The organism is Psychrobacter sp. DAB_AL62B, from assembly GCF_028895345.1.
Classification (GTDB): domain Bacteria; phylum Pseudomonadota; class Gammaproteobacteria; order Pseudomonadales; family Moraxellaceae; genus Psychrobacter.
This window is the reverse complement of sequence record NZ_SAXC01000010.1, coordinates 49509-67241: the sequence shown is the minus strand read 5'-3', so window position 1 is coordinate 67241 and position 17733 is coordinate 49509. Positions and strand designations below refer to the sequence as shown.

Genomic DNA, 17733 nt, shown 5'->3' with positions numbered 1-17733 from the left:
TTTTATCCCTTTTTTTTAGTACGTCCTATCAAACTTCATATAAGAGCATAATGATGACTGTCACTCATTCAGAAACTGTACCCGTCGGTATGATGAAAGCTTTCTTTCAAAAATACTTTATTGATGCCTTTACTGGCATGGCACTGGGACTTTTCGTGACCCTAATTGCTGGTCTTATTATCTCGCAAATCGGTGGCTGGCTAAATATACCAGCATTGGTTGCGGTAGGTAAGCTGGCATCAGTATTGATGGGCGCGGGCATCGGTGTGGGCATCGCTTATTATCTCAAAGCACCAACCTTAGTGATGCTCAGTTGCTTAGTGGCGGGGATGTTGGGCGCACATTCCGAAGCGCTGATGGCGGGGACGTTATTTACACCGCAAGTAGGCGGCCCTGCGACGTTTGCTGCGCTGCCTGGCAATCCGATTGGGGCTTATCTGACATCAGTTTTCGCTTATCGGGCTGGTACATGGGTCGCTGGTAAGACCAAGCTTGATATTTTACTAGTGCCGTTATTGGTATGCGCAGTGGCATTGGCAGTGTGCGCCCTACTTAATCCGCCTGTTGTTGCGGCTGTCAATGCGATTGGCCAAGGCATTCAAGCAGCAACGACCCTTCAGCCATTATTGATGGGTATTGTGATTGCGGTGGTGGTGGGTATTTTGCTGACCATGCCGACATCTAGCGCTGCTATTTGTATTGCTATTGGACTTGGTGGCGTAGCAGGTGGGGCAGCGGTAGTGGGCTGTGCAGCGCATATGATAGGTTTTGCGGTAGCAAGTTATAAAGATAATGGCATCAGCGGCGTGATATCTCAGGGTTTGGGAACCAGTATGCTACAGATTCCCAATGTCCTCAAAAAGCCTATCGTTTTATTACCCGCAGTCGTAGCAAGTGCTGTCGTTGGTCCTATCGCGACCGTCGGTTTTGGGCTGGCATGTACGGCTACAGGAGCCGGTATGGGCACCGCCGGATTGGTCGGCGTGTTTGGTGTGATTGAAGCGTCACAAGAGATTATGAGCACGGGACAGTTATGGACGGCGATTATTTTATTGATGTTTGTATTGCCCGCTGTGATTGCTGGTATGGTGGCTTATATAATGCGCCGAGTTGGTTGGTTGGTCGATGGTGATATGAAACTGCCTTAGGTTGTTTATGCACAATGCACAATGCACAATGCTCAATGCTCAATGCTTAAAGTTATCCTAATGATTACTCATAAAGAAAGCCCAGCTATTTAAACAGCTGGGCTTTCTTTATTCTATCTTTTATACAGGATTTATTTATAAAAGCTTTTAAAATTAACGACGCACATCTTTAGGTGCATCGCCGTTTGGCCAATCTTTATCTTTATTGGCTTTTACAGGGCGAGGCAAGTGGGTAAAGTAAGCAGCAATATCGACCGCTTCTTGATCCGTTAATGAGTTGCCTTGACCAAATGGCATTTTACCTTTGATAAATGCAGCGGCAGTATAGGTACGTGCCATACCGGCACCATCATTGAATGACTTATCGCCGGCAACCGCTGGATAGATATAAGTACCATCGTCATTGTATTGGCCTTCACCTTCAACGCCATGACAGACGGTACATTTCTCTGCAAATAGTTTTTTACCATTATCAGTATTTGGCTCTAAGTTTTTATCAACTTTAACAAAGCCGCGGCCTTCAGGTGACACACCAAACGGCATATCTTGTGACAGCCAGCTCATGTAAGAAACCATCGCATTCATATCATCTGAAGCTAGATCAAGTGCTTTACCATTCATTGAACGCTCAAAACAACCATTAATTCGCTCTTGTATCGTATTGACGCGACCAGCTCGCGTACGATAAATGGGATAAATACTTGGCATGTTATTCCAAGGTGCAGCATAGGCCTCTGAGCCTTTGCCTAAGTGACAGCTGGTACAATTAAGCTGATTACCGACGTTATCTGGCATTTCTTTGTAGGTATTGGTAGCGATTAGTAGACCACGGCGTACCGCTGCGCCATATTCGCCATCAGGAATAGTAGATTCGTCCGGCATTTTGATAGAAGGTTTGCCAGCTGCTGTAGCGTCGCCCCCTGCGCTAGCAGTCGTGTCATTGGCAGCTGGCATACTACCTTTTAATGTATCAGCATATGCTTGAAGGTCTTTTACCCTTGCTATTGCTGCTGCTTCTTCGACACGGTCAACCGCTTTGACTTCATTACTATCGCTACAGCCGGTCACACTGGCTGCACTAATCGCAAAAATGGTGGCTATTAAAAAGGAAGAGGACTTGGCGCGAGGGAATGTTTTCATTAGAATATCCTTATCTTAAAAAATAATATGTAAATCTGAATTTATATGATAGTTTAGTTGCCATAATGGCAAAAATAACTTTTTATTTCGAATAGATAGAATGCTCATAGTGCCAAGAACAAGGGCAATGATTAGAACAATGACAAGTATGCTTAGGCATCCGTAGCAAACTTATTCAATAATCAGCCCAACTCTACCTATCAAAATATAACAAGTAATTAATCTGTAAGTTGCTAGTAACATAATTGTACCAAATACAAATACGTAAAGTGTTTCAAAATTAAAAATAATAGCCGATTTAGTAAATTAAAGATAAAATTAGGTATATTGCCTATTATCAAGTGCCTATTGTTTATAAAGTGTTTATTATTTTAATGATTAAAAAAGGGCTTAAACGTTATCTGCGTTTAAGCGCTTTTTGTATAGATGTTTTTTATCATTGCTTATTTAGCTCTAAGTTATTTAGTTGCAAGTTATTTAGTAATAACCGCCTTACGGACAGTAGTTTTTGTATGGTTTTTACCTTTTAACTTCCGAGAAATTTTATTGATGTCATTGAGCACTTTGCTATAACGTGCTGGGAACACACGCTGGACAGCATCCATCATTTTGGCATCATTTCCAATCAAGCAGCGCGGCTGGTTCGTCGCTGCGGCATGCAAAATAACCCAAGCGGCCTCGCTGGCATCAAATTTTAAAAACTTATTAAAACTACTAATGGCTTTGCTGCCGCCGCGCATACCGATATCTTTGATGCTGTCGTTACCACGCGCGCTATTGGCGATGTTGGTTCTAATACCACCAGGATGAATACAGGTTGCTGACACACCGCAATGCTGAATATCTAGCTCTTGGCGCAAACTCTCGGTAAAGCCACGTACGGCAAATTTACTGGCGTTATAGGCAGATTGTGAAGGCTGAGCAGTCAAACCAAAGAGGCTTGAGATATTGACGATATGACCATGTTCTTTAAACTGGCGATATTTATTATCTTTATTGGCAAATTCGCTTTCTTTGACGCTATTTTTAATTAACGGCAAAAATGCTTTAGTGCCATAGACCACGCCCCAAAAATTGATATCCATTACCCATTCAAGTTCGCTAATGCTACTGCCTTCGACCGTCGAATACAGCGCTACGCCTGCATTATTAAAGATAAAATTCACTTTGCCATGCTCTGCCATGACATTATCAGCCCAAGCCTCAACGGCTTTGTTATCTGAGACGTCGAGTACCGTGGTAGTCGCTTTAATATCGTAACCAACGAGCAGCTCTTTGGTTTGTATTAGCTGTTCAGCGTTGATATCAGATAACGCCACATGACAGCCCATTTTTGCTAAATGAGTGGCAAGCTGACGTCCCATACCAGATCCTGCACCCGTAATAGCAGCGACATGATTAAAATAATAAGGAGCAATGTCATCGTCTGTATTGGCAGAAAAAGGCAGATGTTGACGCAGTGAGGTTGCTAGAGCAGATACGTTATTCAGCATAATAAACAGTCCTTTGTTTCATTAATAGTATTGGTAAATGATTGAGATTTACCGTTGTTTCTACCTTAGCATGATTGATGATAAGAGCTGATGGCAATTGATAAACGCCGCTGTCATTTTTATCCAGTACATTGGCTGCAATAAAAAAATGAAAAAATAAGCAAACGTAAAAAAAGCGTCTAGCATAAGATATGCTAGACGCTACTAATTTAATGACAGTTTTAATAAAGCAAATATGACCCTTTAAGCGTCTATCGCTATCTGCTCTGAGTCATCGTTAGAGAAGGTGATTTCAGGGATTTTACCTTCGTTAATTACTTCTTCATCAACGAGTACTGTCTTAGCATCTTTCATAGAAGGCAGCTCATACATCGTCTCTAACAGGGCGTTTTCAACGATAGAGCGCAGTCCACGAGCACCAGTTTTGCGCGCCATGGCTTTTTTAGCAATCGCATCAAGCGCTTCTTTGGTAAAAGTAATGTCAGCGCCTTCCATATCAAACAGATACTTATACTGCTTAACCAAGGCATTTTTTGGTTCTGTCAATATTTGAACCAACGCATCTTCGTCCAGCTCTGTGAGCGCGGCAAGGACAGGAAGACGACCGATTAGCTCAGGAATAAGCCCAAACTTAATCAAATCTTCAGGCTCTACTTGTTGCAGCAGCTCTGAGCTACGTTTACTATCGTCTTTTGAGCTCACATCAGCATTGAAGCCAATGCCTGTTTTTTCCGTACGCTGCTGAATGACTTTATCAAGGCCAGCAAATGCGCCACCAACGATAATCAAGATATTGCTGGTATCGACTTGGATGAGCTCTTGCTGTGGATGCTTACGACCACCGTGTGGCGGGATAGCAGCAACTGTACCTTCGATGAGCTTTAGCAACGCTTGCTGAACGCCTTCGCCTGACACATCACGTGTGATAGAAGGGTTATCGCCTTTTTTGCTGATTTTATCAATCTCATCGATATAGATGATGCCTTGTTCCGCTTTACTGACATCATAATCTGATGCTTGTAATAGCTTTTGTACGATGTTTTCAACGTCTTCGCCGACATAACCTGCTTCGGTTAAAGTCGTCGCATCTGCCATCGCAAAAGGCACATCGAGTAGACGTGCTAAGGTTTGGGCAAGTAATGTCTTACCAGAACCTGTAGGACCAATCAGCAAGATATTGCTTTTTGACAATTCAACCATCGCATCATCAGCGCCAATTTTGGCTTTTTTGCTGTCATTGGCTAAAGTTTGGCTAACTTTTAGACGCTTATAATGGTTATAAACGGCAACAGCCAAGGCTTTCTTGGCAGCATCCTGTCCGATGACATACTCATCAAGCTTGGCGCGCAATTCTTTTGGCGTTGGTAGCTTTTTATTGACCCAAGAAGTATCAATGTCGCTATCGTCATCACCATTTTCGTCAGTGTCGGCAATGAGATCAGTACACAGCTCAATACATTCATTACAGATATTGGCATCGTCAGCAGCAATCAGCTGCTTCACTTCACTTTTTTCTTTGCCGCAAAACGAGCACTGCGGGGTATTATCTTCTGCCATAAAAGGCGCTCCTAAAATTTAATGCTTATAAATATTCTGAATGTCTACGTCGATACTTGAGTGTGCTGCCATTGAGTTTAAATAGGGCATAATACTCAAGCATCGCGGCTTATCAAGGCTCTTATACGGTTACTAATATGGTAACTATAATAGTGACTATTTATAGTTATTATAAAACAGTGACTATAAAGAAGCAGGACGACGCTCTAATACTTCATCGATCAGACCATATTCTTTGGCTTCTTTAGCATCTAGCCAATAATCACGCTCGACGTCTCTTTCAATTTTCTCTACCGGTTGCCCAGTACGCTCAGCCAAAATTTCGTTTAAGCGCGCACGAGTTTTTAGGATTTCACGCGCATTAATTTCGATATCGGTTGCTTGACCTTGCGCACCGCCTGAAGGCTGATGAATCATCACGCGAGCGTTGGCTAATGCGTAACGTTTACCTTTCTCACCAGCGGCCAATAAGAATGAACCCATGCTGTAAGCACCGCCCATACAAATAGTCGATACTTCAGGTTTGATAAAGTTCATAGTATCAAAAATTGCCAAACCAGCACTGACCGAGCCGCCTGGCGAGTTTATATATAAATGAATATCTTTATCAGGGTTTTCAGCTTCCAAAAATAGCAGCTGCGCCACGATAAGGTTGGCCATATGATCTTCGACTTGACCGGTCAAAAAGATAACACGCTCACGCAATAGGCGTGAAAAAATATCAAACGAGCGTTCACCGCGTGCTGACTGCTCAACCACCATAGGAACCAATGCGCTTTGAGGGGCGCTCTGAGTATATTGCATGCTTTGAGCATCGTTGTGTGCACTCATCAACATATCAAAATGCGGGTTGGCAGTGATGCGATCATAATCTGTCATAAAAATATCCTGTTTATAAATATAAAAGATAAAGGGTAGAGGCTTGCAAATCGTTCATTTTTTATTGGTGTTTATCATTGTAAACATTGCTGGTTTGTAATAAAACTTACTAGCTAATAAAACCTATTGGGTTCAATGAAAATCTATATATGGTCAATAGCTGATAAATAATGGTACTGAACCGTAGCTGCTAAAAATAATTGAGCTAATGGTAACTTTTTTATCGGGACAATAGTAACTTTTTAATGTGACAAATGATAAATGACTCCCTATTAATAAGGGGTTTATGCGCATTTATCAAGGGCTATACCGATAAACTATTCATAAAGATAGTATATAAGTTACCAATAAAAATGCCCTAACACATATGTTAGGGCATTGCGTTAGGGCATTTTTGGATCAATCCTAGCAATCAGTACCACTTAAAGGCAAGTTGCTAAGTTAGCTCTTGCTAAACTACATAGCTTGCTGCTGTTGTTGCTGAGCAGCCAATAGGTCTTGGTAGCTGACTTCTTTGTCAGTCACTTTACCTTGGCCAATCAGATAATCAACGACTTGGTCTTCTAGAACCACAGACTCAATGTTGGCGCGCTGTTGCTTGTCATTGGTATAGTACTCAATGACTTCGCTTGGATCTTCGTAGTTTTCTGCTGCTTCTTTGATGAAAGTTTCAACACGTTCTTGATCAACTTCTAAGCCTTTGGTATCGATAACACGAGCAACGATGATGCCAAGACGGGCAGCACGTAGCGCTTGTTCTTCAAACAGCTCATTTGGTAGCATGTCTTTATCGAAGCTATCCGCGTTCGCACCGAACTGCTGAGAAAAACGTTGCATCATCATGTTGCGTTGACGCTCGATTTCTTGCTCTAGCATGGCGTTTGGTACGTCAAACTCGTTTTTTTCTAGCAAAGCGTCAAAAGTCGCTTGCTTCACTTGGCTACGCGCAGCATTTTTGATTTCGCGTTCCATGTTTTTACGGACGTCATCTTTTAACTTCTCAACGCCACCTTCTTTGACACCAAATAGCTCAAGGAATTCTTCGTTGATTTCAGGTAGCTTAGATTTTTCAACCAATTTTACGTTGATTTTGAACTGAGCTTCTTTTCCAGCTAAATTTTCAGCTTGGTAATCTTCTGGGAAAGTCACGTCGATGGTTTTTTCTTCGCCAGCTTTCATGCCTTTGATGCCTGCTTCAAAACCTGGAATCATCTGGTTGCTACCGATAACCAGTTTGAAGTCTTCAGCAGAACCGCCTTCGAACTTCTCGCCATCGATAGAGCCTTCAAAGTCAAAGGTCACTTGATTGCCTTTGTCTGCTTTACCTTTTTTCTCAACGAATTCTTCACGTTGTTTTTGTAGGTTTTCAATCATGGTATCAACATCAGCTTCATCAACCTTGGCTGTGTGACGCTCAACTTCGATTTCATCGATACCTTGAACATCGACTTCAGGGAAGATTTCAACCGTTGCTTGATATACCAAGAAATCATCTTCAAGTTTTACGTCGTCGATATTAGGCATGCCAACAGCGCGGATGTCTTCAGATTTGATCGCTTCAAAAACGGTATCACGGATGACGTCGTTGATCACTTCTTGTTGAATGCCAGCACCGTACTGTGAACGGATATGTGACATTGGGACGTTACCTTTACGGAAACCGTCAATCTTGGCAGTTTTCGCCACTTGACGAATACGACCTTCAACTTTGTTTTGAATCTTTTCAACGGGTACTTTAACCGTTAGCTGAGTTTCTTTGTTAGATAACTTGTTGGTTGTGACTTGTAAATCTGTAGCCATGATCATTACACCTTTAGGATTAAATAATAGACAACCATGCCTCAAAATATGGGCGTGTACGATTGGTTGCCGTTGGAATAAATAGGGGATAGTGATAGCTATTTTACCACCAATGCCTTGAGCAATCGCCTTTGGCACTGATATGAAAAATGATAAATCTTAATGGACGCTATCAAATATCAATATTAAACCGTTAATAGGTCGCATAATAACGCTTTTTGGTGAATTATACAGACAAATAACGGCTTTCAACAAAATTTTAAAAGTAGAACAGTATAATCTATCTGATTATTAAAGTAAAAATTATCTCTTTAATAGTGCCGCGCAAGATTTCTATAGACCTTCCGCTACCTGCTATCAAATAAGGTTACAGCGGCAGTTGCGCTAATAATTGCTGAATCGCCTGACCGCGATGACTGATACTATTTTTATCAGCAGCGCTTAAGCTGGCGGCAGTTGCTTGTAACTCTGGCAACCAAAATAATGGATCGTAACCAAAGCCGCCATCACCGTGAGGGGCTTCTAAAATCTCACCTTGCCACAACCCTTGCGCGATAATTGGTAGCGGATCATCGGCATGGCGCACCATTGCCAATACGCAAACAAATAGCCCTTTAATGGATTCGTCAGCCTGCTCAGCGCGGATAGGCTGCAAATCAGCGATAAGTTTGACGTTGTTTTTGTCATCGTTACCGTGCTCGCCTGCATAGCGCGCAGAGTAAATACCGGGTGCATTGCCCAATACTGGCACACATAAACCAGAGTCATCAGCAATCGCAGGTAAACCACTCATACGACTGGCATGTCGCGCTTTAATAATGGCGTTTTCGATAAAACTCAAGCCATCTTCAATCGCGTCGTCGATATCGAGCTGTCCTTGCGGCACAACCGTCACATCCAAATTTGCTTCGGCAAACAATCTTTTAAACTCAGCCAGTTTGCCTTTATTATTACTGGCGAGCACCCACTGATTATGAGTGGTCGATTGGTTAGAAGATAGCGAAGTACTGGTAGCGCTCATTGGGTCTGTCCCGTTATATAGTAATAAAGATTATGATCTGATTTTAACTTTTAGCTCTGTTCTAATACTATTATTTATTGGTTTGTCATTTACGCAAATACTGGCTGAACCTGACGTTGAGCATTGCTACGCGGATAGTTGATAAATAACTGCTGGCTATGCTAGTTGCATTTTTCATAACATTTGGTAACTGATATTTGTCGCGACTATTGCTATAATAGCTACCAAGCTATCGTGAATTATATCTTATAGCTTGTGAATATTAAGTTAATAAACGTTTAAAAACCCAAGTATTTGGCTTTTTAGCGCACAGCAAGAAAAAAATAAGTGTTAATTTTGGATTCATAATAATACGTGATACTGTGTTAAACGATAACATGTAGTAAGCGATAAAATTCATTTCGAATAATAAACTCAGCCAATTTAGTTCGCTATTTTATAGGGTTTTTTGCGTGGTAAAAATAGCGTAAAATTCGGTTTCTATAATCAGTTTCTATTAATCATTTTCTATAAAATCACAACTAAAACTAGCAAGGATAAAATAATTATGTCAAACGTTACTTTACCAAACCTACCGTATGCAAAAGACGCGCTTGAGCCACATATCAGTGCCGAGACGTTAGAGTATCATCACGATAAGCATCATGCTGCTTATGTGAATAAATTGAACGAATTGCTACCAGGTTCTGGTCTAGAAGACAAAACGCTATCAGAAATCATCGTAGCAACGGCGAAAGATGACAGCAAGCAAGGTATGTTTAACCAAGCAGCCCAAGTATGGAACCACACGTTCTATTGGAACTGCATGACGCCAGACAACGGCGGCGGCGAACCTACTGGTGATCTAAAAGCTAAAATCGAAGAAGATTTTGGTAGCTATGATAAATTCCGTGAAGAGTTCAAAAACGCAGCAATGACTCAGTTTGGTTCAGGTTGGGCATGGTTAGTTGCTGATAAAGTTGGCGGCAAACTGTCTATCGCTAAAACGGCTAACGCTGATACTCCACTTGCACATGACCAAGTAGCGGTATTGACTTGTGACGTGTGGGAACATGCATACTACATCGATTATCGTAACCGTCGTCCTGACTATGTTGACACGTTCCTAGACAAGCTAGTGAACTGGGACTACGCAAACGCAAAATATAAAGGTCAAGATGCTGGTGTTGAAGAGTAATCTTTAACCATTAAGTATTTGATTAATAAAAAAGGACGCTGAGAGGCGTCCTTTTTTTGTTATATAATCTCTTTACAATACTAATCAGTCTTTTAATGCTTTTGTCCAAAAGGTTCTCAAAGAGTCAATATAGCGTTGGATATCAGTCTCCGATAATATAATACTCTTGTTAATGAAAAGGTTTGGAGCAATTTTATATAATTGTTTTGCAGCACTACTCCCAGGACCGTGTTTGATTGCGTTCGCAGCATTTCTTAGTTCTTTATGTAGTATTTTCCAGTCAGGACAAGCATCAATATTGTAATTCTTTTTAGCTAACATAGGCTTTAAAGTATTTGTTTGATCTGACTTAAAGATTCTTTTCTTTTGGCGCTCAAACATATGAAACAGCCAAACTGCCGTAGAGTTTACAAACTCTTGCCTTAATTCTTGTTCTATGGAAAGGTGGCTAATTTCCTTGAAATAAGCATCTTCTTCTATATCTGCTTCATCGTCTATATCAGGATCGAAGTTCTTTGATTTTCTTTCAAGAAATTTCCTTCTTTTTTCTGTGGCTTCTAATTCGATATCTTCAAAGCTATTTAATAATCGAGTAAGAGTTGCTCGTTCGAATCCATCTATTTCGTGCTTGATATCTAGCTCCACTATTTTAGGGTACATTAAATTACTCCGCTACATTAATTTAAATTTATCTAAAGTCTTACTTTTATAAAAATATTTTTTATTGAGCATACTACTTTTCTTAAAGCGAACATGTAAATCACAACACCTTAAACCCAAATCTCCCCAACGCTTCCCGCAACATCGCAATATTATAATACGCATGCGCATTGACAGTGTTTTGAAAGAAGATATAGAGCGTATCAAAATGCTGACGCTGATTGGCAATCGCTTGCGCCCAGTCCTGCATCTCCGCCTCGCTATAGCGATAATCGTGACGGTCAGCTGCACTCATCGCATCCCACCAGTTTAGATTATTACCGTGCATGCGCAGATAGCCAGTGCGCTCGGTAAATATCAGCCGTGACGGCGGTAGTCCGCTGACCTTAGGATAATCAACGCTGCACCAAATCAGCCCTTGCTCGATAAAGCTATCGACCACTTTCGGGGTATGCCAGCCATTATGACGAAACTCAACGGCTAACGGATAATCTTTAAACCAGCTGACAAGGTTTGCTAGATATAGACGATGTTCGCGGGTACGATCAAAGCCATGTGGGAATTGTAATAATAGTGGCGCTAGACAATCGGCTTCGATAAGTGGCGTGAGGGCAGTAAGAAAGGCTTGCGCGTGTTCGGCGGTACCTTTACGTGCATGAGTGAAGTCTTGATGGAGTTTGACGGCAAATTTTAATTCACTGTCTGTTTGCACATAGGCTTTATTGACCATACCGGCAAAGGCTTTTTGTCCGATAGGCGCGTAGAATGTGCTATTGATTTCTACTGCGCCATATTGTTTGGCGTACTCCCGTAAGAAGTCCGTTTTTTTGGTGCCAGTAGGGTAGAGCGTGCCGAGTAAATCGGTATCGCTATAACCACCAGTGCCGAGGTATATTTTTGGTGAAAGATTGGAGGAATCAGTAGAGCTATTACCAGTATTAGTAGCCTGATTTAAGGAGTTAGAGGTCTCGGAACTATTATTAATCATAAATGAATTCCTTATCAGGTGAACTTTATCAGGTAAACGTTGAGGTTAAAAAAGCAAAGTAGATAAAGCCATAAGCCATAAAACAAATAATAAAGTCAGTGCCAAAAATTGTGCTGCTGATCCTACATCTTTACCTATCTTGGCTAATGGGTGCTGCGCAGTTGATGTGTGGTCGATACTGGCCTCTAACCCTGTATTAAACAGCTCAACGATAATAGATAAAAAAGAGGCGATAAGCAGGATCATTTTTATAGTGATGGTCAAAGGGATGAATACGAGCGCAATGAGCAAGACTAAATTGAGCCAAAATGCTTGTCGAAAAGCCGCTTCATTTTTATAGGCCGCCATAAAGCCATCGGCAGAGTAGCCAGCAGCTTTAACGATTCTCCCAAATCCTGCCTTACCTTTTACATTATCAGCGAAGCTTTCAGCAGTTTCCGTTCCCGACTCTGGCGTATAAGCAGCATGGTCATGATGGTCATGATGATTGGGCGGTTCAGGCGAGTGAGAAATAGGCTGTTTATCAGAGTTAGGCTGTTTAAGGTCGCTCATATGTAAGTCTCAATCATCGTTGTAGAATAGTTGTCAGTTTAGCACGCACAAACTTACTTTTGTCTAGCCCATAACCATTCGATGAGTGCCAATAGCGCATCGCCTTCTGTGCTTTTATTAATGCCGTCACCAATACTGCTATCAACATCACTACCAAGCTCACGAGTAATTGCTGCACGTCCATCATTAAATAGCGATTGCGCATAGTTAGTGGCATTATCAACGCCCATCAATTTTACATAAGTAGATTTGTCTAGTTTTTCATCGCTGCCGGCAGGTTTGCCGAGCGTATCGGTAGAGGTCGTTACGTCTAAAATATCATCTTGTACTTGAAAGGCGAGACCAATATGCTGGGCGCATTCTTGTAATGCCATACGCTGCGGAGCGGTAGCGCCAGCACAAATGCCGCCCATCAGCATGGCTGCTTCAATCAAGGCACCGGTTTTATCACGGTGGATAGCTTCTAAATCGTTTTGTGAAATGCCAGTAGTGGCTTCGGCATTGAGATCTAGCATTTGACCGGACACCATACGCCGTGCGCGCGGTGCAAAGATAGCAAATAGCTGGCTGGCGATAGCTGAATCAAAAGGCGCAAAGGTGGGCATCTCTGCCGTTAATACCTCAAAGGCTAGCGTCTGTAATACATCTCCTGCAAGCAGGGCGGTTGATTCTTCAAAGACGATATGCGCAGTTGGTTGACCACGGCGCAGCTCGTCATCGTCCATACACGGTAAGTCATCGTGCACCAGCGAATAAGTATGTAGCAACTCTACTGCCAACGCAGCACGGCGACACATATCATAATCCGAGTCGTTTTCTAACAAAGCTTCCAAACCATCGGCGTTAGCCATGCTATTTTCACTATAATTATTATTATAGGTGCTAGCAAAGGCGCTGGCGACTAATAATGGGCGTACCAATTTACCTTGACCGGTCATTACATAACGGCACGCATCAAGCAGCGGACTTGGCAGCTCAGCATAAGCAAATAACACGTCAATATCTTGGGCTAATTGCGTGCGCACATCGTGATGAAACTGCTTGGTATTGGTAAAAGGCATAAAGCAGCTATCTGCAAGGTTTGGCGTAAAAGAAACAGTCATAATCCAACCATCTATCAGGTGAATAATAAAAATATCGTTAGTGTAGCATGATAGATTATATTCCTTCTGCCACACGTTGCCTCCGTGAATCATTTTTTACGCTTTAGGGTTAAAAAAACCGTTTGAAACACTGCAATACGATAACAAGCCGTTGTTACGTATTGGCGACTTAACTTAGCGGCTGAATATGTTTTGATAAGAGGTTACGTTAAGCGTTTGCTTTTCACGCGCTAATTCTAGTATACAAACAATCACTTAAGGCAGATTGCTAGTCAGGTAAAGGGCTGCTGTCGATTTAAGAATGACTTGCGAGTATGGTATTAGCTTGTGACAGTCGGGGGCATAATCCCCTACACTAATTGGCGTGAAATTGGTCTAGCGATTAATTAGTGGGGTTTTACACCATTATTTAATCGAAAAACGACTATCAGACCAATTCTCAGTCAACAGCTACAACGGTAGTAATATAATATAAGTACATAGAACATCAGTACATAGCTATAAATGTACAAGCATAAGCGCTGGATAATAAAGATATCTTCACTGTTTAATCTGGCTTGCTTTTATTACAACTATCACAACCACATCACCACAACGTTGCTTGTGATAATTGTAATAAAAGTACAGATTAGCGGTGCTATTACCCATTTTTCTAACAATAACTGGCTATGTACTTTAATTTTAAAACTTTTAATTTTAAAACGTAGCTTTCGTTATATAGCAAGGAGTTCCAAATGGTATACCAAGGAAATCGCATTACGGTGACAATGCTAGAGGATGGCATCGCCAACATGCAGTACAACGCCGAAAATGAGAGCGTGAACAAGTTTGATGCTGAAACTAATAAGCAATTTGCTGAAGTTGTTAACGCGTTAGAAAAAGCGGATGACGTTAAAGGTTTGATCGTAACATCAAGCAAAGGCGTGTTTATCGCTGGTGCTGATATCACTGAATTTGTGGCGTCTTTTAAGCAGCCAGAAGAAGAAATTAAAGATTGGGTTATTAATATCAATGATGCCTTTAATCGCTTTGAAGATTTGCCATTCCCGAAAGTAGCAGCTATCAATGGCGCAGCGCTTGGCGGTGGTTGTGAGATGACCTTGGTTTGTGAATACCGTGTCATGAGTGACAAAGCGATCATCGGTCTACCAGAAACTCAACTGGGTATCTTCCCAGGTTTTGGTGGTACGGTTCGTACTACGCGTGTCATTGGTATCGATAATGCGCTTGAGCTGATTGCGACTGGTACACCAAAGAAAGCACTTGATGCGCTAAAACTAGGCTTGGTCGATGCGACCGTTGCTGCTGATGACTTGCAAGATGCGGCCATTGATTTGGTCAAAAAATGTATCTCAGGTGAGCTTGATTGGAAAGCGAAGCGTGAAGAGAAGCTGGTTCCAGTTAAATTAAATCAGCTTGAGCAAGCGATGGCATTTAACAGTGCCAAAGGTATGATTTTTGCCAAAGCCAATCCGAAGCAATATCCTGCGCCAGCACTGGCTATTGCTGCGATGGAAAAACACGTTAACTTACCACGTGATAAAGCAATCGAAGTAGAAGCCGCTGGTTTTGCAAAAGCGGCGAAAACCCCACAAGCAGAAAGCTTGGTTGGTTTATTCTTGAGCGATCAGTTGGTTAAGAAGTTAGCCAAGCAGCATAGCAAAAAAGCACATGAAATCAATGAAGCTGCGGTACTAGGCGCAGGCATCATGGGCGGCGGTATCGCTTATCAAGCAGCCAGCAAAGGCTTGCCAATCATCATGAAAGATATCAAGTCTGAGCAATTAGACCTTGGTATGGGCGAAGCCAGCAAGTTACTTGGTAAAATGGTCGATCGCGGCAAAATGACCCCAACTAAAATGGGTGAAACCTTAAGCCGTATCCGTCCTACTTTGAATTATGGCGATTTTGCTGAGACTGACATCGTTATCGAAGCGGTCGTAGAAAATCCAAACGTCAAACGTGCGGTACTAAAAGAAGTCGAAGGCTTGGTAAAAGATGATTGTATCTTAGCCTCAAACACTTCAACTATTTCTATTACTTTCTTGGCTGAAGCACTTGAGCGTCCAGAAAACTTCGTTGGTATGCATTTCTTTAACCCAGTACATCGTATGCCATTGGTCGAAGTTATCCGCGGTGAGAAATCATCTGAAGAAGCGATTGCGACGACTGTTGCGCTAGCCTCTAAAATGGGCAAAGTGCCTGTTGTCGTTAACGATTGCCCAGGCTTCTTAGTTAATCGTGTATTGTTCCCATACTTTGGCGCTTTTGATTTATTGCTTAAGCAAGGTGCTGACTTTGCTCATGTCGATAAAGTCATGGAAAAATTCGGCTGGCCTATGGGTCCTGCGTACTTAATCGATGTTGTCGGTTTAGATACGGGCGTACATGGCGCAGAAGTGATGGCAGAAGGTTTCCCTGACCGCATGAAGCCTGATTATAAAGGCGCGATTGAGCTTTTATATGAAAACAAACGCTTAGGTCAGAAAAATGGCGTTGGTTTCTATAAATATGAAATGGACAAACGCGGCAAGCCAAAGAAAGTTGCTGATGAAGCGACTTATGAGCTGTTAAAAACCACTACTGATAGCGACAAGCAAACGTTTGATGATCAAGCGATTATCGACCGCACCATGCTAGCGTTCTGTAATGAAACCGTCCGTTGCCTAGAAGACAATATCGTCAGCACGCCATCAGAAGCGGATATGGCGATGATTATGGGTGTTGGTTTCCCACCATTCCGCGGTGGCCCTTGCCGTTATATCGACCAAATGGGTCTAGATAACTACTTGGCACTGTGTGAAAAATACGCGCACCTTGGCAAAGCTTATGAAGCCCCGCAGAAGATTCGCGATATGGCAGCAGCAGGCGAGACCTTTTACGCCACCGCGTAATAGGCAGTCATTACTAGGATGAAGTGCAGTACACGTGCTCGATAAGATTACTGGTAATTTATTTATTATCAGTAACCTTCTAAATTAGATAGGCGAGCATGGCAGTACTGCCACTGACAATAAAAATTGAAAAGGAAGATAGTATGACAATTTTAAGTCCAAAAGACGTGGTCATCGTAGATGGCGTACGCTCAGCGATGGGTAAAACCAAAAACGGTATGTTCCGTCATGTCCGCGCTGATAGCATGTCTGCTGAATTGGTCCGTGCATTGGTTGAGCGTAATGACTTTGACCCACGTGATGTAGAAGACATCATCTGGGGCTGTGTTAACCAAACGCTAGAGCAAGGTTTAAACATCGGTCGTAACATTGGTCTACTTGCTGATATCCCTAAGACAGCTGGCGGTCAAACCGTTAACCGTCTATGTGGTTCTTCTATGCAGGCGCTACATACTGCTGCTGCGCAAATTATGACTGGCCAAGGTGATGTATTCATCATCGGTGGTGTTGAGCATATGGGTCACGTCGGCATGATGCATGGCGTTGATCTGAACCCTGAAGCGTCAAAGCATTATGCTAAAGCGTCAAACATGATGGGCTTGACCGCTGAAATGCTAGGTCGTATGAATAACATCACCCGTGAAGAGCAAGATGCTTTTGGTCTTGAATCGCATCGCCGTGCATGGGCTGCGACGGTAGAGGGTCGTTTTGATAATGAAATTATCGGTATCGAAGGTCATGACGAAGCGGGTCGCTTGCAACTATGTACTGTCGATGAAGTAATTCGTCCGGATGCAACGATGGAGCAAATGCAAAAGTTACGCCCAGCCTTTGATCCAGTAGGCGGTACGGTAACGGCTGCTACCTCATCTGCATTATCTGATGGCGCATCAGCGATGCTAATCATGAGCGCGCAAAAAGCCAAAGAACTAGGTCTAAAGCCTCGTGCTCGTATTCGTAGTATGGCAATTGCTGGATGTGATGCCGCTATCATGGGTTACGGTCCTGTTCCAGCTACTCAAAAAGCGCTTAAGCGTGCTGGCATGAGCATCGATGATATGCAAACCATTGAGCTAAACGAAGCGTTTGCAGCACAAGGCTTATCAGTGCTAAAAGCCTTGAACTTGACGGATAAGCAAGACATCGTCAACATCAACGGTGGCGCGATTGCATTAGGTCATCCACTAGGGTGTTCTGGTGCGCGTATCACAGTGACCTTGCTAAACGCCATGGAGCAATCAGATACTGAAATTGGTCTAGCGACGATGTGTATCGGTCTTGGTCAAGGTATTGCGACTATTATTGAACGTGTGTAAATTTC

At 42.5% G+C, this 17733-nt stretch carries 14 protein-coding genes; 4 read left to right on the top strand and 10 right to left on the bottom strand.

From position 1 onward, the window contains the following. The first annotated feature begins 50 nt into the window (after positions 1-50). Positions 51-1148 (top strand): PTS transporter subunit IIC, encoded by a 1098-nt coding sequence (locus tag EPB74_RS11665; protein WP_274904305.1) that lies wholly within the window; start codon positions 51-53, stop codon positions 1146-1148. Positions 1149-1301: 153 nt separating this feature from the next. Here EPB74_RS11665 and EPB74_RS11660 read toward each other — a convergent pair whose 3' ends face one another. The 6 genes from EPB74_RS11660 to rdgB all read right to left on the bottom strand — a co-directional run bounded on the left by EPB74_RS11660 (position 1302) and on the right by rdgB (position 9038). After that, positions 1302-2288: a c-type cytochrome gene (locus tag EPB74_RS11660; RefSeq protein WP_274904304.1), complete on the bottom strand. Its 987-nt coding sequence runs from the start codon at positions 2286-2288 to the stop codon at positions 1302-1304. A gap of 473 nt (positions 2289-2761) precedes the next feature. Next, complete coding sequence (locus tag EPB74_RS11655) at positions 2762-3781, bottom strand: SDR family NAD(P)-dependent oxidoreductase (RefSeq protein ID WP_274904303.1); 1020 nt, start codon at positions 3779-3781, stop codon at positions 2762-2764. A gap of 243 nt (positions 3782-4024) precedes the next feature. Further along, positions 4025-5338 carry an ATP-dependent protease ATP-binding subunit ClpX gene (gene clpX, locus EPB74_RS11650; RefSeq protein ID WP_274904301.1) on the bottom strand — a complete coding sequence of 438 codons (1314 nt, stop codon included), beginning with the start codon at positions 5336-5338 and terminating at the stop codon, positions 4025-4027. Positions 5339-5521: 183 nt separating this feature from the next. Next, positions 5522-6169: an ATP-dependent Clp endopeptidase proteolytic subunit ClpP gene (clpP, locus tag EPB74_RS11645; protein ID WP_274904329.1), complete on the bottom strand. Its 648-nt coding sequence runs from the start codon at positions 6167-6169 to the stop codon at positions 5522-5524. Positions 6170-6673: 504 nt separating this feature from the next. Next, complete coding sequence (gene tig / locus EPB74_RS11640; protein WP_079692732.1) at positions 6674-8017, bottom strand: trigger factor; 1344 nt, start codon at positions 8015-8017, stop codon at positions 6674-6676. Positions 8018-8384: 367 nt separating this feature from the next. Next, on the bottom strand, positions 8385-9038 hold the full coding sequence (gene rdgB, locus EPB74_RS11635) for an RdgB/HAM1 family non-canonical purine NTP pyrophosphatase (RefSeq protein WP_274904300.1): 654 nt from the start codon (positions 9036-9038) through the stop codon (positions 8385-8387). A gap of 547 nt (positions 9039-9585) precedes the next feature. Here rdgB and EPB74_RS11630 point away from each other — a divergent pair. Continuing rightward, a complete protein-coding gene (locus EPB74_RS11630; RefSeq protein ID WP_079692730.1) occupies positions 9586-10215 on the top strand; it encodes a superoxide dismutase in 630 nt (209 codons plus the stop codon). A gap of 84 nt (positions 10216-10299) precedes the next feature. Here EPB74_RS11630 and EPB74_RS11625 read toward each other — a convergent pair whose 3' ends face one another. The 4 genes from EPB74_RS11625 to EPB74_RS11610 form a co-directional block, all read right to left on the bottom strand. Beyond that, positions 10300-10875, bottom strand: coding sequence for a hypothetical protein (locus EPB74_RS11625; RefSeq protein ID WP_274904298.1), 576 nt, complete (start codon positions 10873-10875; stop codon positions 10300-10302). A 100-nt stretch (positions 10876-10975) separates the two neighbouring features. Further along, on the bottom strand, positions 10976-11863 hold the full coding sequence (locus EPB74_RS11620; RefSeq protein WP_274904296.1) for a DUF72 domain-containing protein: 888 nt from the start codon (positions 11861-11863) through the stop codon (positions 10976-10978). A gap of 45 nt (positions 11864-11908) precedes the next feature. Next, entirely contained in the window at positions 11909-12415 is a 507-nt protein-coding gene (locus tag EPB74_RS11615; protein WP_274904294.1) for a diacylglycerol kinase, read from the bottom strand. A gap of 53 nt (positions 12416-12468) precedes the next feature. After that, the gene (locus EPB74_RS11610; protein WP_274904293.1) at positions 12469-13518 is read right to left on the bottom strand and encodes a polyprenyl synthetase family protein; all 1050 of its coding nucleotides are present in this window, start codon (positions 13516-13518) and stop codon (positions 12469-12471) included. A gap of 734 nt (positions 13519-14252) precedes the next feature. Here EPB74_RS11610 and fadB point away from each other — a divergent pair. Next, entirely contained in the window at positions 14253-16412 is a 2160-nt protein-coding gene (gene fadB, locus EPB74_RS11605) for a fatty acid oxidation complex subunit alpha FadB (protein WP_274904291.1), read from the top strand. 143 nt (positions 16413-16555) lie between these two features. Further along, the gene (gene fadA, locus EPB74_RS11600) at positions 16556-17728 is read left to right on the top strand and encodes an acetyl-CoA C-acyltransferase FadA (protein ID WP_274904290.1); all 1173 of its coding nucleotides are present in this window, start codon (positions 16556-16558) and stop codon (positions 17726-17728) included. Positions 17729-17733: the final 5 nt, after the last annotated feature.

What these genes read in the sequence shown, in the direction of transcription:
- EPB74_RS11665 (WP_274904305.1), top strand. Translation starts at nt 51, where the DNA reads ATGATGACTGTCACTCATTCAGAAACTGTACCCGTCGGTATGATGAAA.
- EPB74_RS11660 (WP_274904304.1), bottom strand. Translation starts at nt 2,288, where the DNA reads ATGAAAACATTCCCTCGCGCCAAGTCCTCTTCCTTTTTAATAGCCACC.
- EPB74_RS11655 (WP_274904303.1), bottom strand. Translation starts at nt 3,781, where the DNA reads ATGCTGAATAACGTATCTGCTCTAGCAACCTCACTGCGTCAACATCTG.
- clpX (WP_274904301.1), bottom strand. Translation starts at nt 5,338, where the DNA reads ATGGCAGAAGATAATACCCCGCAGTGCTCGTTTTGCGGCAAAGAAAAA.
- clpP (WP_274904329.1), bottom strand. Translation starts at nt 6,169, where the DNA reads ATGAGTGCACACAACGATGCTCAAAGCATGCAATATACTCAGAGCGCC.
- tig (WP_079692732.1), bottom strand. Translation starts at nt 8,017, where the DNA reads ATGGCTACAGATTTACAAGTCACAACCAACAAGTTATCTAACAAAGAA.
- rdgB (WP_274904300.1), bottom strand. Translation starts at nt 9,038, where the DNA reads ATGAGCGCTACCAGTACTTCGCTATCTTCTAACCAATCGACCACTCAT.
- EPB74_RS11630 (WP_079692730.1), top strand. Translation starts at nt 9,586, where the DNA reads ATGTCAAACGTTACTTTACCAAACCTACCGTATGCAAAAGACGCGCTT.
- EPB74_RS11625 (WP_274904298.1), bottom strand. Translation starts at nt 10,875, where the DNA reads ATGTACCCTAAAATAGTGGAGCTAGATATCAAGCACGAAATAGATGGA.
- EPB74_RS11620 (WP_274904296.1), bottom strand. Translation starts at nt 11,863, where the DNA reads ATGATTAATAATAGTTCCGAGACCTCTAACTCCTTAAATCAGGCTACT.
- EPB74_RS11615 (WP_274904294.1), bottom strand. Translation starts at nt 12,415, where the DNA reads ATGAGCGACCTTAAACAGCCTAACTCTGATAAACAGCCTATTTCTCAC.
- EPB74_RS11610 (WP_274904293.1), bottom strand. Translation starts at nt 13,518, where the DNA reads ATGACTGTTTCTTTTACGCCAAACCTTGCAGATAGCTGCTTTATGCCT.
- fadB (WP_274904291.1), top strand. Translation starts at nt 14,253, where the DNA reads ATGGTATACCAAGGAAATCGCATTACGGTGACAATGCTAGAGGATGGC.
- fadA (WP_274904290.1), top strand. Translation starts at nt 16,556, where the DNA reads ATGACAATTTTAAGTCCAAAAGACGTGGTCATCGTAGATGGCGTACGC.